Origin of the sequence: Aquamicrobium soli (genome assembly GCF_042646345.1) — a bacterium.
In the GTDB taxonomy this organism is placed as follows: Bacteria; Pseudomonadota; Alphaproteobacteria; order Rhizobiales; family Rhizobiaceae; genus Mesorhizobium; species Mesorhizobium soli_A.
Window position 1 is genome coordinate 15,884 of record NZ_JBHRTK010000007.1, and the last position, 13,373, is coordinate 29,256.

Consider the following 13,373-nt stretch of genomic DNA (forward strand, 5'->3'; position numbering starts at 1 on the left):
GATTCGGGCGGCTGACCTCCTCGAAGACGCGCCGAGTGGATTCGCGCATGCGAGCGGCACGCCGCTCGGCGATATCCCCTCGCCCTGGTTCTGTTGGCCGGACCCGGATCGGAATTTGCTGGCGGGCGGCAATGCGACGGTCGTCAACATCAACTTCGTCGATATAGGGGGGAGTCTTTCTGCGCAAGCGCACCAAACTGATCATCCGCGCTCACCGTAACGGCTGGGGATATCTTGGCCCGGCCTCCCGGCCTCGGCATGGATTTTTCGATATGGCAGCAATTCTGGCGTCTGCTAGGCGTCGGCCAGTTCCAGATCAACAGCATCGGCGCCAAGTACTAGGAACCGGACGAGTCTTTCGTGCGCTCGTCCAAGGCCGTCAGCATGCCGTTGTTCTCGCCGCAGGATTGCGTCATACCGGTCGCCTGTTCGGACCAGTGGTGTGGGCAGGGCACCCGTCGACCTTCTCTACTGTGCGGGGCGGTACCGTCAGGCAGGCCGGCGGCTTGCGTCGCGTCAGGCAGGCCTAGCAAGCCGCCGTCGACGGCATCCCGCTGGATGAGTTCGCCAGAAGCCATGCCGAGCTACGGCAGTCCATCAAGAAGCTCTGCAGCCGGTACGAAGGGCGCATGACAGCGGCAGAAATGCCGTCCGCCCCGATTTCCGGGCGGACGCAAAGACAGCGCCGCACTTTCCCGGAAACACGCAAAGGGAGGCGGCTTGGCCGCCTCCCCGTCATTCAGGCGTGATCCGCATAGCGGTCTATTTTTGCCAGCTTTTCACCAGTTCGTCGTAGTTGACGGTGACCGGCTTTTCCTTCTCGTTCTCGAGCTTGAGCTGCGGGGCGAGATTGCCCTTCTTCGTCGCGTCATCATGCCAGTACTGCAGATCGTGCTCTTCGGCCAGTTTCGGACCGATGTCGCCCTGCACGCCCGACTTCTCGATGCGGGCCATGACCTTCTCCGCTCGGCGCAAAGAGAATCCATGGCTTCCTGCGCCGTCTTTGCACCGGAAAACGCATCGCCGATCGCCTGCCACCAGAGCTGCGCCAGCTTCGGACAGTCCGGCACGTTGGTGCCAGTCGGCGACCCCTGCACGCGGGCCGGGCATGCCGTCCTTCCAGTAAGAGCCGTGCGGCGACGGCGCCATGTGCCACTTCGGCGTGCCGTCCTCGTTCATCACCGGCAGGCCGGGCTTGACCATGTCAGCGGTGAATGCGGTGTACCAGAATATCCGCTGGGCGATGTTGCCCTGCGCCGGCACCGGGCCGGACTCGGAGAAGGTCATGCCTTGGGCCTCGGCGGGAGCGTAGGCCTTGATCCAATCAAGGTATTTCTGGATCGCGTAAACGGAAGCCGGGCCGTTAGTGTCACCGCCGCGCGCCACGCAAGAGCCGACAACGAGCAGCGTCCGCGGCTGGCGATGGTTCGTCGGGGGCAATCGTGATCCGCTCACGCTGACGCCGGAAAACTGGGAAGCCTTCGCCAAGGATACCGACTTCCGTCCCCGCTTCGTGCTTCGGCAATTGCTCGATATGGCCGAGCGCATGATCCCGGCAGCCGAGAAGGTGCTGGCGGAACTGAAGGGGACCGAGGCCGACAGCAAGCTGCTGGCGCTGGCAGTCGAGGACATCGTGCAACGCTGCACCGCAGTGCGCGCCTGGAGCGCATAGCTCAAAGATTCCCAGCCGCGTCGCGGCTCGGCGTGGATTTCATAATGTCCGTCAAGAGCTGGTCGATGCTGCCAGCCGATGTAGCAAGCCTGCCGTCGACAACATGTGAAAGGTCGTTCTCTTCTTCATAGCCATAGCTGGCTGCGAATTCCTCAACGGCTTCCCCCGACAGGGAGACGCCCCGATCCCTCAGCCGTGCACAGGCAGCGACGACACAGTTGAACAGAGCGGGGTTGATGTTCACGACCCGACCATGCCAGTGGAACATCTGTTGGCAGGCCTGGCGATTATCCTCCTGATACCGCTTAACGCCGCGACGACGTTGTCGCGTGGGACAAGGCACAACGTCATCAGATCATTCGTTATCGGGCTACCTCCGTGCTGCGGAAATGGAAAGACGACCGACAGCCTGGGATATTGTGATCTGCGTGCCAAAGGCCGCCGAACGACTCACAAATCCTTCGAGGATGTCCCGCGCGACAGTACCTGTTGCCGCGGCAGGAACCAATCCGGCGACAGCCGATCCGCGAAGCGGGCCATTCTCCCCGATCGTGACCGGGAGAAGATCGATGGCTTCGACCCCTCCCCGCGCGTTGTAGTGGCAGGCGGCGACAATGCTTTGCCAGACTTCTGGCGGGCTCCACTCGCTTTCGTCTGGAGGCACCTGGAACAGGAAATTTCCCAAGCCGTAAAAGATCGGCGAGTCATTGTAGATTTCCATGGCCTGCAGCACAGGAGCGCCATGGCTGACGAAGAGGTTTGCGCCGGCATCGACACACATGCGGGCGAAGGTCTGCACCCAGGGAGGCACATTCTGCCAGCTTGGTTCCCAATGGTGATGATGTAGATAGGCGATAACGAAATCGCCCCGCGCAGACGCCTCGCGGATGGCAGAGACATGTAAATTCGCGCTCCCAGGATCTACTTCGACCAGGCGGCCACAGTTAGCGGCTTGCGCGAACACCGTACCGTAAAAATTGATCTCTCCAGCCTTGGCGATGGATGGGGGATCTTCAGGCTGTGCATAATTGGCCAGTTCCAGATGCGAGCTTTGCAGGTGGTCGGCGATGGTTGCCAATTTTCGGAAATGCCGATCCGTGACCCCGATCTTCCGTAAAGTCTTCAGCCGGTTCACGCCAGGCCGCGCCGGCCGAAAGGCGGTGCCGTTGTCGGCGTACATGTTTGTTGGACCGGGTCCTGCATCAACAGCAATTAACGTGACCTCTCTGTCGCCCAAACGACGGCGACCGGGTTTGCTGGCATTGTTATGGTCGGTTCCAATCCCTGCGTGGAGGAACCCCCGCGCTTTCACCTCCTCAAGCGTGGAAAGGACACCATGAGGACCTAAATCGAAAGCATGATTGTTGGCCAGGGCAAGCGTGTTGAACCCGATGGCCTGCAAAGCGTCCAGCACATCAGCTTTCGAGTACCCGAAATATTGTCCTTTGGTCGGCCAGCCGCCATGTCTGCCCAAAATCGTCGACTCGAAGTTGGTGAAAACGACGTCACCTTGGCGCATGAAGCGAACAACTTCCTCGAACCGCTCGTCGTGAACATCGCGAACATTATGCGTGATGAGGGACTGGCCGGTCACGACCGCACAAAAAGGGTCTTTCATAAATCTCGCCTGAAAGTGATGCATGGCTTGGACGCCGGCCCCTGCCGGCGTCACGTCGGTCAGAGTTCGGTTTCCCGGCTATTGTCCCAAGGTCGGGGATATGTCGGCCTTGAACCATTTCAGGCTCAGCGCTTTGATCGTTCCATCGTTGGTGGCCGCCTCGATGGCCGAGTTGAAGTCCTTGAGCAGATCGACATCGTCCTTGCGCATCCCGGCACCGACTCCCGGTCCCCACAGGCCACCCTGTAGCTCGGGGCCGAAGAACACCGCGTTGGAACCATCCGGTGTTTCCAGGAAATCCCGCCAGGTAAAGTAGTCGGCAAGGCTGCCGTCAATGCGGCCTGCGACAAGATCGAGCTTCATGTTATCCAGGCTGTCGTAGCTGCGAACGGTAACGACATCGCCGAAGATCTGCTTTAGAACCGCTTCCGAATTTGAGGAGCGCAGAACCCCGATCGCCTTCCCTTCGAGGGAGGACTTTAATCTCTCGATGGTTGCCTTTCCCTTGTCCCCGATAGCCGAGAGATCCAGCCTTTCCTTGGTACCACCGACGTCGAGCCCCAGGTCCTTGCGGACGATGAACTGGTTGAATCCACCGGCATACGGGATTGAGAATGCGATGGATTGTTTGCGCTTTTCGGTGATCGCCATCCCTGACATGATGACATCGAATTTGCCGACGAGCAGCGCTGGAATGATACCGTCCCAGTCCTGAGGCACGAACGTGCACTTGATCTTCAAGCGGCGGCACAACTCGCGACCGACATCGATGTCGTAGCCGAAAAGGTTTCCGTTCGCGTCGGTGCTGTCCCAGGGCGGCGAGGCGCCTTCGGAAGCGATCGTGATCGAACGCCCGCTTTCTGCCCGGGCTGGCAGGATCGCCATCAGGGACGCGACTGAAACGGCAATAGCAAGTGGAATGCGCATGTGGCACCTCATCATTGGTCTGAGTTGGACGAGCAGGTAGCCGGACGCTACCGATCACGGCATGAGCGTCGTGATTTCTGGCAAACCCGAACGAGTTTGTGTCTTGCTTCGTGGGGCTTGGCTGCCCTCTGTCGAAAGCCGTCGCTCCAGCAATTGGGTAGCCTTCACAGCGAGCAAGGTCAGCGACAAATATATGGCCCCGGCGACGATAAAGATTTCGTAGGGAGCGAAGGTGACCGATACCATTTGCCGGGCAACACCTGTGATCTCAAGCAGCGTCACGGTGCTGGCAAGTGATGAGCCCTTGATCATTCCAACGACTTCGTTCCCGTAAGCGGGGAGCGAAATCCTGAAGGCGATCGGAAAGGTAATGAGCCAGGCGACCTGGGTGCGGCGCAAGCCGAGCGCCGCTGCTGCCTCCCTGACGCCCTTCGGCACGGACTCCAGGCCGCGGCTGAGGATTTCGGTGGTATGCGCAGCGCTGTTCAGGGAAAACGTCAGCAGTGCACACCAGAACGGATCGCGCAAAATGACCCAGAAGATGCTGGCCCTGACAGCCTCGATCTGACTGAGACCGTAGTAAACCAGAAAGAGTTGAACGAGCATGGGGGTACCGCGAAACACATAGGTGTAGGCCAAAACGGCAAGTGACAAACCGCGTCGTCCGAAAGCGCGCGCGAAGGCGAGCGGCACCGACAACGCCAGTCCAACTGCCAGCGACAGGACCGTCAGTGCCAAGGTGAGTCCAAAGCCGGAAGACAGGACGATGACTGCATCAAGCATCAAGCCGAGGTTCATGGTCGGCTCCCTATGACGAAAATGCGGGATAGCGCCGCTCGGCCAAGCGCATCGACAAAAGCGTGAGCGACGTCAGGAAAAGATAGAGGGCAGACGCTGCGAGATAGAAGGTCAACGGCGCGCGCAACGACCCGGCGCCCACGTATGCAACACGCATGATGTCCGTCAGGCCGACAATGGAAACCAGCGACGTGTCCTTGAAAAGCGACATCCAGAGATTGCCGTAAGCGGGCAGCGCCAGCCTCAGCATCTGCGGGCCGGCGACAAACAACCAACGGTGCCAGGCGTTCAACCCAAGCGATTTCGCCGCTTCCATCTGCCCGACAGGTATGGCAGCGATGGCCCCGCGAAACACTTCCGTCGCATAACCGCTGAACACGACGGAAAGCGCGAAGGCTCCCGCAGTGAACGCATTCACTTCGACGTAGCGACCGGCAACCTTGCTGGCAAAGGCAGTTCCGCCAAAATAGATGAGCAGGATAATGAGAAGTTCTGGCACGCCACGGACGACCGTGGTGTAGGCGGACACTATCCTGCCGATGCCCGCGGTCGAGGCATTTTTGAAAATGGCAAACGATAGTCCGACCGTTGTTCCAATGGCTCCGCTGACAAGCGCCAAGCTTACCGTAACCATGAATGCAGCGGCGAACTGAGTTGCGAAACCAGACATGGCTTACTCCGAGTGACAAAGAAAGGAAGCTATGCTCAGCATTTCTATCAGATCAACACGGGGTCATAACCGCAGGTTGCCGTATTATCTCTCATTAATGTAAGGTTATATTTCCGTTGTTTCCAATGGTACTCCTATAAATCAGCCTTTCAATCTATAACATCCCACATTTTTTCTATAATCGATCGTTATATACTTGGCGGTCGCCCGCTGCCGCGAACGTAGGCGCACAGGCTGGCACCGGGTGGCTGCGAATTTCCAACACCGCTATTGCGCGGTCCGGGTTTTGATTAGCGGGAGCAGGAGCCGCCGGAAACTGACGATGACAACGGCGATCGACACCTGAACGGGTCGAACGACCGGAGTGGATGGGTGGGAACCTCCGATGAGCCGCTCACGGCCATCGATGCGAGCATCAACGGGGAATACGAGATTTAAACCGCCTACCTGGCTTCACTCTTTGGCGACATTAGATGTCGTCAGGTCAGGGTAACTGCTCGTGACCTGTATTCCGTATACCGGAAAGAAATCCTTCCGCATTGCGAACCAAGGTAGCACCTCGATGCGACCTGGTCTGACACCCCAAGGCGTGACTATTTCTCGGGCGTTTGAGTCCGGCAAAACAACGCCGCAGGATCGCTCTCCAGCACATGAGCGATCCTCTCCACGACGTGGAGCGAGGGATTCCTTTGTCCGCGTTCGATGCCACCCAGATAGCTGTAGGCAAGGTCGGCTTCGGTCGCCAACGATTCCAGGGTCATCCCGCGCTCCAGACGGACTCTTCGAACATTTGCTCCAAAAATTTCGGCAAGGTGCATGCACCCATAGCGACAAGTAAAGCTTCACCTTTACCAGTCACTATAGTGACTATATGATAGTGGATTCGGACCTTGCCTGACGGACAGCGTCAGGATGATCGTGACGGCACCAATGCCTGGCCCAATGGATAATCCCAGTCGGCCTGGTGCTTCGGAAAGAAGGGTTAAAAATGGAGTTGCTGCAAAGCGGCTTGAAGCTCCGGCAATTGCAAGTCTTTCGAGAGGTGCTGCGAACTGGATCGACGAGGAAGGCAGCGGTCGCACTCGGAATCAGCCAGCCGGCGATCAGCCAGCACGTCAAACAGCTAGAGACTGCTCTCGATATCAGACTGTTCAAACGGTCGTCCAACCGCATCCTTCCATCCAAAGAAGCCTGGGAACTTCTACGGCATGTGGAGGTAGCCCTCACGTCCCTGGACCGGTTGGAAGCGTCGATCTTTTCGATGAAAAATGAGGAAAAACAGCGGATCTCAATCGCGGCTCCCGCCGTCTTCGGGTTCGTGACCTTGCCGAAGGTTGTGGCTACTATTCGTTCCAAAACCTCATCGAGTGTCCGATCTATTTCAGGGAATTACGGCCAAGTGGGTGAGCACGTCCTCTCAGGACGAGCTGACCTGGGAATTTCAAGGCTTCCCTTGGATTCGCGTCTGTTCGAATGGGCACCGATCGGTTCTGCCCGCAATGTATGTCTCTTTCACCCGAACCACCGTTTCTCGAAACAGTCCCGTGTGGAAGCGCAAGACCTGGCCGGAGAAACGATCGTGGATATCGACCCCCAGTTTTCCGCCCATCAGATGAACCTGAACGCCTTGCACTTTGCGGGCGTCGAGCCTGACGTACTGGTGGAATATGACTCCAATGGTTATGAAGCGGGGTTCGTTTCCGCCGGCCTTGGTGTCTCCATCACCAATGAGATCATTGCGCGAGAGTACTCGGCGTTCAAACTTCAGGCAAAACCCGTCGAGCCGTCTGCACTCTACCACTATGTTGCCATTTGGCAGAAAGGCAGGGCTTTTTCGACAGCGCTCGACGTTTCGTTAGAAGCCATTCTCTCAGCGTTCGCGACCAGCCTTCCATGAGTGGATGGGCTCAGCAGTCAGTCGATCTCGAGCAGCGTTTTATAAGAAATCGTCCGTCCGCTTCGCCGGTGTCGAACCCCTTTCCAACCGAAATGCTCGGCGCCCAGCGATCGGAAGCCAGAGAGCCCGCGGTCATAAGAACGGTTGCTCCAAGATGTGGCGACCGATCGAATAGTCAGTTCGAAAGTCGACCGGCTCGCGCCGATAGCGCGCCACACGACCGCGCATTTCGTCGAGCGAAGCGGCACCGTTCTTTTCCTCGGACGCTTCCCATGCGAGCGAGATCGGAACGACCGAACCGTGGCCGAACAGCCCGCCGCCGACGATGAAGTTGTTCGGGCTATGGAGCTTGAACAGAAACAGCTCGCCGGGCTGAAGCGCGCGAAACTGCGATCGACGACCTGGTTGCCAGAAATTGCCTTGTCGACGTTTCGCGCGGTCAGAAACTCATCTAGTCGAGATCGGTCACGCCAACATATTTTTTGATCGATCCTAAGCTCATAGGAAGGAAACACATCGCTCAGCCACGATCGCCTTAACGCGCTCCTCCGCAGACGTGGCGCCTTCGCGGTAACGCGCAATTCTGGCAGCGACAAAGTATCCGCGGCCTTGCGCGTTGCCGCCGCTACGGTCGCCATCCCGGGCGTGTCGTCAGGTAAGCGCTCGGCGCCCTCGCCTCGCGATACCATCCATTCTCGCGCGCCAAAGCTCAGAGCGCGTCCGCCGCCGCTTGCGGCGATCCAAACTCTTCGATCAGCCGTGCCGCCATATCGGTACGAAGCTCGTCGGTAATAGCGCTGGCATGCTCGCTTCGGAGCCGGAACGCTTCGAGAAACCGCCGCCGCGGTGACGACACCTCGATCCTGATCTCACCTTGATCGGCGCCCACGATCGCCGGGGCCGTCGACGGATGAGCGGGCGCTTCGTTTTTGGACGATCTCGAGCGTTCGGATCCGGGTTCGCTGGTTGCGTCGTCCGCTGAGGAAAAGCCGGACGTCGGAGGTGGGCCGCAGGAGCGCGGCGGACGCCGACGAGAGATGAGCGGTCAGGTAGAGATAATGCGCGATGCGCACGGCGCGGGCCAGGGCCGCCGCGTCGACGTCGGCATCAGCCTGGACGTAGACCCCCGGACGAGCCGAACGAACTCGCCCGCCGCCGCCTGGGTATTGCGCGGCGCCTGTCAATGGTTTCACCGACCAAGAGGATTGTCACAGACTTTCTAGCATCTCAGATGCGCGAAAGTCGTTAGACCCGGGGAAAATTGCCAAGGATGATCGCGCATTTCAGGCGCGCGAGATTCCATGCGTTCCCAGCAAGCAGACTCAGCTTAGCAACTTAGCCCGAGGTCATCGCTTTTCGGCGGTGTGCTGAGCGAGTTCCTGTTGGGCGATCTTCCGTCTAACCTCTTCGAGCGCCACGGAGAGCAAAGTATCCACTTCCTGGAGTTCATCACGCGCTTCGCAGTTCGCGATGTAGCGTCGCAGTTGCTCAAGGGTGGTGCGTACGTGGTGCATGAAGGCTCCTTTTCGAGCCAAACACCCGACATCAAAGTGCGTTCCGGGTCAGAGAATAATGTGATCGAACGGCGAGGCTTCGAGTCGATATGTGTTTCCGGTAAGGGATCCATAACGAACGATCTACCACTAAAAGTCGATCGCTTTTACTCGACGCCAATGCTGACAAGATCGTCAGGACGATGCATGGTGCTCCCATGAGGACCCCCTTGGACTACAAGCTGGAGTGCAAAACCTGCAAAACCATCCTGCTGGACATACCAGCGGAGGCTACAGAAGAAACGCCGATCCACTGCAGCACCTGTGGCGCCTATCTCGGTTCTTGGGGCGAACTGCAGGACGATTTCGCCAGGCAAATCACGGACGCTGATGCCCTGGAGCTGAAGCACGGCATTATCATCAAACACTCCTGACGGCCCGTCTGCACCCGCGAGAACGGCGGAACCGGCGCTTGAAGCGGGGATCTATCTTCAGGCACCGTCTTGCGCGTCTTGGGGAAAAAACTCGAAAGCGCAGACCACGCCTTCTGGTTGGAAATCGAGGGCGATCGAGCGGAACTCCGCGGCGAGCCCCCGTTCGATCAGTCGCGAGCCGAATCCTTTTCGGCCCGGCCCCACGACCTCCGGGCCGCCGCGTTCCTGCCAGTGGAAGCGAATCGTGTCCGCCTCTTCCCGTACAAGTGTCCATTCGATGTGAACGGTTCCGGACGCACCGGAAAGAGCGCCGTATTTGGCGGCATTCGTAGCAAGTTCGTGGAGTGCCAGTGCGATGCTGACCGCTTTTCCTGAACCGATGGCGATGTCCGGCCCGGCGATGTGGATGCGCCCCTGCCCGGTGCGGTGAGGCTCCATCGCTTTCGCTACGACATCCTTCATGGACGCCCCTTCCCAGCTTTCCCTCGACAGGAGTTCATGGGCGGCTGCGAGGGCCTGAATACGGGAAAAGAAGTGGCTGTATTCTTCCTCGGTAGCGGAATGAAACGTCTGCCTGCAAATGGAAGCAGCAAGAGCCAGCGTGTTTCTGACGCGGTGCCTCATCTCTCTGAACAGGAGGTCTCTGGCCTTCTCCGCTGCTTTTCGGGCGCTGATGTCCCGAGCAATCTTCGACGCCCCCACGATGCGGCCGTCGGGCCCGATGACGGGCGAGATTGTCAGCGAAACGTCAATCAGGGTGCCGTCTTTCTTCTGTCTGACGGTCTCGAAATGGTGGATGCGTTCCCCCCTTCGAATGTGTGCGAGGATGTCCGGCTCCTCGCTTTGTCGATCCGGAGGAATAATGATCGTGATAGACTTCCCGATGACTTCGCTCTCGGTGCAGCCGAAGATCTGTTCGGCGCCGAAATTCCAGCTTGTAATGATGCCGTCCAGGTTCTTGGAGACGATGGCATCGTCTGACGAATCTACGATGGCTGCCAGCAACTCGGTCGCATAGGGAGAACGCTTGATTAATTCAGACATAATGACCCAACAAACAAGTTCGCGAGGCCCTAGGTTCCGCGCCAGTCGGCCGATGGCCGTGACTGTAAGCGCTCGACTCGCCTAGGGATGATCAATGCTGAAGCTAGCCCGCGCTGAAAAGCCCCGCGACTTCGCGTCTGCCAACAAACAAAGCCACGTGATATTTATGTGACAGACTCCTGCAACCCTTCCGGGTATTTAGTCGGGTATCAATTTTGTGAAAGGGCTTGAACCATGACCATGAAGCTTCTCGTCGGCGCCTCTGCTGTCGTCCTCGCGCTGGGTGTCTCGTCGACTTTTGCTGCCGACGCAGTCGTGAGCCAAGAATACGCTCCCGTAGCCCCGGCTGCCATTTATGATTGGTCTGGCCCGTACCTCGGTGTGCAGCTTGGCTATGGCGCCGGCGAGCTTTCCACCGACCTTGGACCTGCGCATATGGGCATCGATGTCGATGGTTTCGTCGCTGGCGGTTATGCCGGCTGGAATTTCCAGAACGGCAATTTCGTTTACGGCCTTGAAACCGACTTCAACTACTCGGATGTCAAAGAGTCGGTGCCTGGTGGCAAAGTTGGTTTCGATTGGTATGGATCGACGCGCGCCCGCGTAGGCTTGGCCGTCGATCGTTTCCTGCCGTTCGCTTCGGCCGGCGTGGCTTACGCGAAGGCGTACACCAAGGAAGCTGGTGATCCGAAAGAAACCAAGACTTATGTCGGTTGGACGGTCGGCGCCGGTCTGGAATATGCGTTCACCGATAATCTGATCGGTCGCGCCGAATATCGCTATCACGACTTCGGCGAGAAGAGCTGGGGCGGTGAGGACATCAAGGCCAAGCTCCACACCGGCACCGTTGGTGTCTCCTACAAGTTCTGACCAAGACTTCTTCAGTCGATCAAGGCCCTGGCGAAAGCCGGGGCCTTTTTCTTTGGCGGCCAACGACAAGAAGCCCGCGCATCCGTCAGGACACGCGGGCTATTTAAGCCGCTCTCGGCGGGCTATCTCATGACATACACGATCTTTCTCGTCGGGGCGTCCACCAAAACCGGCTGGCCGTTGATGTAGGCATAACGATAGTCGTAATCAGGAATTTCCGTCAGGGCGACTGTTTGAGGCAAGCCGGCTCCCACGACTACTTCGCCGTCCAGGTAGACCGGCTCTGTCTTATGGGACGTGACATAGGTGCGAACGGATGCGGGCGGGCTTGCAATCGTGCCTGCGGTGCCCCCGGCTACTGTACCGGCCGCCGCTCCGACAGCGGCCCCGACCGGACCTCCGACGACCGCGCCTACGATGGCTCCCGTCACCCCGCCGGCAGCCGCGCCTGCATCACCGGTGTTCGCTCGGGATGGCGCTTTAACCACCGCGACACCTGCATCCGCAGACCGGTTGGTCAAGATGATCTGGGTTCCGCCCGAGTCCATGGTCAGATAATCCGAGTACGCCCAGGCATCCTCTGATCCGGTGTTGACATTACACCACTTGCCTTGGTCGATACAGCCCTTCACCGTCGTGGACTGGCCGGCGCTGATTACGCCAATGACGGGATACTGCGATCCCGGCCCTGCACGAAGATTCAGATCAGTCGTTGCTGTGACGGTGGTGTCAGCCATAGCGAACGAGACCGTTGAAAGTCCTAGCACAGCGGACAGTAATATTTCTTTCATCATCCATCTCCGTTTTTCTTCCCTCGGCGAGATGAACGAGAAACTGCCCTTTATGTTCCAACAAAAAGCCCGCCGCCGGAGAGACGGGCGACGGGCTTCTCGCCACTGCCCCGATGGCATGGAGACACCAGAACAGGAGACAAACAAAGCGCTGCCCCTTGTTCCAATGCATTCCCCTATCTGCCTAACGGTTGGCGCGACAACGAAATCAGTTCGTCCTCGTCAGTAATGCCGACCATGTAATTGGCCATAACTCACTGTGCCAAAATCTCCCGGTAGTTGGCGGAAAGATCGTTGACGCGCAGCCTTGCCAGTACCCGGTCAAACAAGTCGAGCTCGGCCGGATTGAAAGTGCCCCTAAGCTGTAGGTTATCATTGATGCTGCCGGGGTAGAGCCCGCCACGGGTGGGAGTGACGGGCTCCGAGGAGGTCCCAGGCTCCTCTACTCGCCCCGGAAGGATGCGAATGTTTCCCAACTGCGGTCCGCGCAAAAGGTTCCAAGCACGACAAAACCCTTAGCGTGCCCAGCGTCAGCCTGCACCTATCAGTCGGAAGGCTCTATCTGTGATCCGCCAAGCTGTCTGCCGGTCGTTTCAAGGTGCCATTCTTCATGCTGTCGAGGACTTCCCGGATTGCGGCCTCTTCGCAGAGGCCTGCTTCAAACAACGATATGATCACCCGGGCGAGCTCGGCAGCCTCGGTGCTCTCTGGTTTGATCTGGTGGTCCTGGCAGAAATGATTGAAGACGGAGCTTAGGATTTCCAGTTCCTCGGGGTAGGCTATGCCTTTCGATGAAATGAAAAGTCCTTTCATGGCTTCCTCCTCATGTTGGGGTCGGGATCGCCGTTCACCGATCAAGGAGCATTCTACCCCCGAAGCGTGGTGGAGCAGCATCGTCAAACCGCCAGTGGCCCAGCGGACGAATAGTCGTCCTTGGAAGGAACAAACCGATGCCGTTCGAGATGGAAGCCACGAACAGCGCGTCAAAGCTGGCGACCGAAGCCACAAGAAGTGATAATGGGGTCGGCCGGGTTGAATACCGTTGCTAGGCCGTGTGGACGGATTTGACCAAGACGAAGCCGGCGGCGAGGGCGACGAAGGAAGCGAAGTTTCGCTTCGTCTTCTCGCAGCGTAGTGCGACGCGCTTGAAGCGTTTGAG

The 13,373-nt window shown here is 58.5% G+C and carries 17 protein-coding genes and 2 pseudogenes; 6 read left to right on the plus strand and 13 right to left on the minus strand.

The features are described 5' to 3' along the window. Nucleotides 1-106: 106 nt before the first annotated feature. Nucleotides 107-605, plus strand: a pseudogene (locus ACFOHJ_RS06355) (RuBisCO large subunit C-terminal-like domain-containing protein); the annotation flags it as partial. Nucleotides 606-762: 157 nt separating this feature from the next. On the opposite strand, the pseudogene ACFOHJ_RS06360 reads toward ACFOHJ_RS06355, so the two are convergent. Beyond that, nucleotides 763-1,398, minus strand: a pseudogene (locus tag ACFOHJ_RS06360) (hypothetical protein); the annotation flags it as partial. Between the two features lie 127 nt (nt 1,399-1,525). Here ACFOHJ_RS06360 and ACFOHJ_RS06365 point away from each other — a divergent pair. Next, the gene (locus ACFOHJ_RS06365) at nt 1,526-1,672 is read left to right on the plus strand and encodes a hypothetical protein (protein WP_378217556.1); all 147 of its coding nucleotides are present in this window, start codon (nt 1,526-1,528) and stop codon (nt 1,670-1,672) included. Nucleotide 1,673: 1 nt separating this feature from the next. Here ACFOHJ_RS06365 and ACFOHJ_RS06370 read toward each other — a convergent pair whose 3' ends face one another. From ACFOHJ_RS06370 to ACFOHJ_RS06395, 6 genes are all read right to left on the minus strand, one after another. Further along, a complete protein-coding gene (locus ACFOHJ_RS06370) occupies nt 1,674-1,916 on the minus strand; it encodes a hypothetical protein (RefSeq protein ID WP_378219644.1) in 243 nt (80 codons plus the stop codon). Between the two features lie 126 nt (nt 1,917-2,042). Further along, nucleotides 2,043-3,290 (minus strand): CapA family protein, encoded by a 1,248-nt coding sequence (locus ACFOHJ_RS06375; protein ID WP_378219645.1) that lies wholly within the window; start codon nt 3,288-3,290, stop codon nt 2,043-2,045. 78 nt (nt 3,291-3,368) lie between these two features. Beyond that, nucleotides 3,369-4,217 (minus strand): transporter substrate-binding domain-containing protein, encoded by an 849-nt coding sequence (locus ACFOHJ_RS06380; RefSeq protein WP_378219646.1) that lies wholly within the window; start codon nt 4,215-4,217, stop codon nt 3,369-3,371. 54 nt (nt 4,218-4,271) lie between these two features. Beyond that, on the minus strand, nt 4,272-5,015 hold the full coding sequence (locus ACFOHJ_RS06385; protein ID WP_378219647.1) for an ABC transporter permease: 744 nt from the start codon (nt 5,013-5,015) through the stop codon (nt 4,272-4,274). A 10-nt stretch (nt 5,016-5,025) separates the two neighbouring features. After that, nucleotides 5,026-5,685, minus strand: coding sequence for an ABC transporter permease subunit (locus ACFOHJ_RS06390; protein WP_378219648.1), 660 nt, complete (start codon nt 5,683-5,685; stop codon nt 5,026-5,028). A 593-nt stretch (nt 5,686-6,278) separates the two neighbouring features. Next, on the minus strand, nt 6,279-6,503 hold the full coding sequence (locus tag ACFOHJ_RS06395; RefSeq protein ID WP_378219649.1) for a helix-turn-helix domain-containing protein: 225 nt from the start codon (nt 6,501-6,503) through the stop codon (nt 6,279-6,281). Between the two features lie 170 nt (nt 6,504-6,673). On the opposite strand from ACFOHJ_RS06395, the gene ACFOHJ_RS06400 reads away from it, so the two are divergent. Then, nucleotides 6,674-7,582 carry a LysR family transcriptional regulator gene (locus ACFOHJ_RS06400; RefSeq protein ID WP_378219650.1) on the plus strand — a complete coding sequence of 303 codons (909 nt, stop codon included), beginning with the start codon at nt 6,674-6,676 and terminating at the stop codon, nt 7,580-7,582. Nucleotides 7,583-7,882: 300 nt separating this feature from the next. Then, the gene (locus tag ACFOHJ_RS06405) at nt 7,883-8,068 is read left to right on the plus strand and encodes a hypothetical protein (protein ID WP_378219651.1); all 186 of its coding nucleotides are present in this window, start codon (nt 7,883-7,885) and stop codon (nt 8,066-8,068) included. A 223-nt stretch (nt 8,069-8,291) separates the two neighbouring features. Here ACFOHJ_RS06405 and ACFOHJ_RS06410 read toward each other — a convergent pair whose 3' ends face one another. After that, complete coding sequence (locus ACFOHJ_RS06410) at nt 8,292-8,471, minus strand: hypothetical protein (RefSeq protein WP_378219652.1); 180 nt, start codon at nt 8,469-8,471, stop codon at nt 8,292-8,294. Nucleotides 8,472-8,928: 457 nt separating this feature from the next. Further along, entirely contained in the window at nt 8,929-9,096 is a 168-nt protein-coding gene (locus ACFOHJ_RS06415) for a hypothetical protein (protein ID WP_378219653.1), read from the minus strand. Between the two features lie 209 nt (nt 9,097-9,305). Here ACFOHJ_RS06415 and ACFOHJ_RS06420 point away from each other — a divergent pair, with 209 nt between their 5' ends. Then, on the plus strand, nt 9,306-9,509 hold the full coding sequence (locus ACFOHJ_RS06420; RefSeq protein ID WP_378219654.1) for a hypothetical protein: 204 nt from the start codon (nt 9,306-9,308) through the stop codon (nt 9,507-9,509). Between the two features lie 57 nt (nt 9,510-9,566). On the opposite strand, the gene ACFOHJ_RS06425 is transcribed toward ACFOHJ_RS06420, so the two are convergent. After that, complete coding sequence (locus ACFOHJ_RS06425; RefSeq protein WP_378219655.1) at nt 9,567-10,553, minus strand: sensor histidine kinase; 987 nt, start codon at nt 10,551-10,553, stop codon at nt 9,567-9,569. Nucleotides 10,554-10,787: 234 nt separating this feature from the next. Here ACFOHJ_RS06425 and ACFOHJ_RS06430 point away from each other — a divergent pair, with 234 nt between their 5' ends. Then, a complete protein-coding gene (locus ACFOHJ_RS06430; protein WP_378219656.1) occupies nt 10,788-11,423 on the plus strand; it encodes an outer membrane protein in 636 nt (211 codons plus the stop codon). A 122-nt stretch (nt 11,424-11,545) separates the two neighbouring features. Here ACFOHJ_RS06430 and ACFOHJ_RS06435 read toward each other — a convergent pair whose 3' ends face one another. From ACFOHJ_RS06435 to ACFOHJ_RS06445, 3 genes are all read right to left on the minus strand, one after another. Further along, a complete protein-coding gene (locus ACFOHJ_RS06435) occupies nt 11,546-12,160 on the minus strand; it encodes a DUF1236 domain-containing protein (RefSeq protein ID WP_378219657.1) in 615 nt (204 codons plus the stop codon). Beyond that, complete coding sequence (locus ACFOHJ_RS06440) at nt 12,153-12,386, minus strand: hypothetical protein (RefSeq protein ID WP_378219658.1); 234 nt, start codon at nt 12,384-12,386, stop codon at nt 12,153-12,155. Before ACFOHJ_RS06440 ends, ACFOHJ_RS06435 begins: the two co-directional genes overlap by 8 nt. 386 nt (nt 12,387-12,772) lie before the next feature. Then, the gene (locus tag ACFOHJ_RS06445) at nt 12,773-13,027 is read right to left on the minus strand and encodes a hypothetical protein (protein ID WP_378219659.1); all 255 of its coding nucleotides are present in this window, start codon (nt 13,025-13,027) and stop codon (nt 12,773-12,775) included. Nucleotides 13,028-13,373 lie beyond the last annotated feature (346 nt).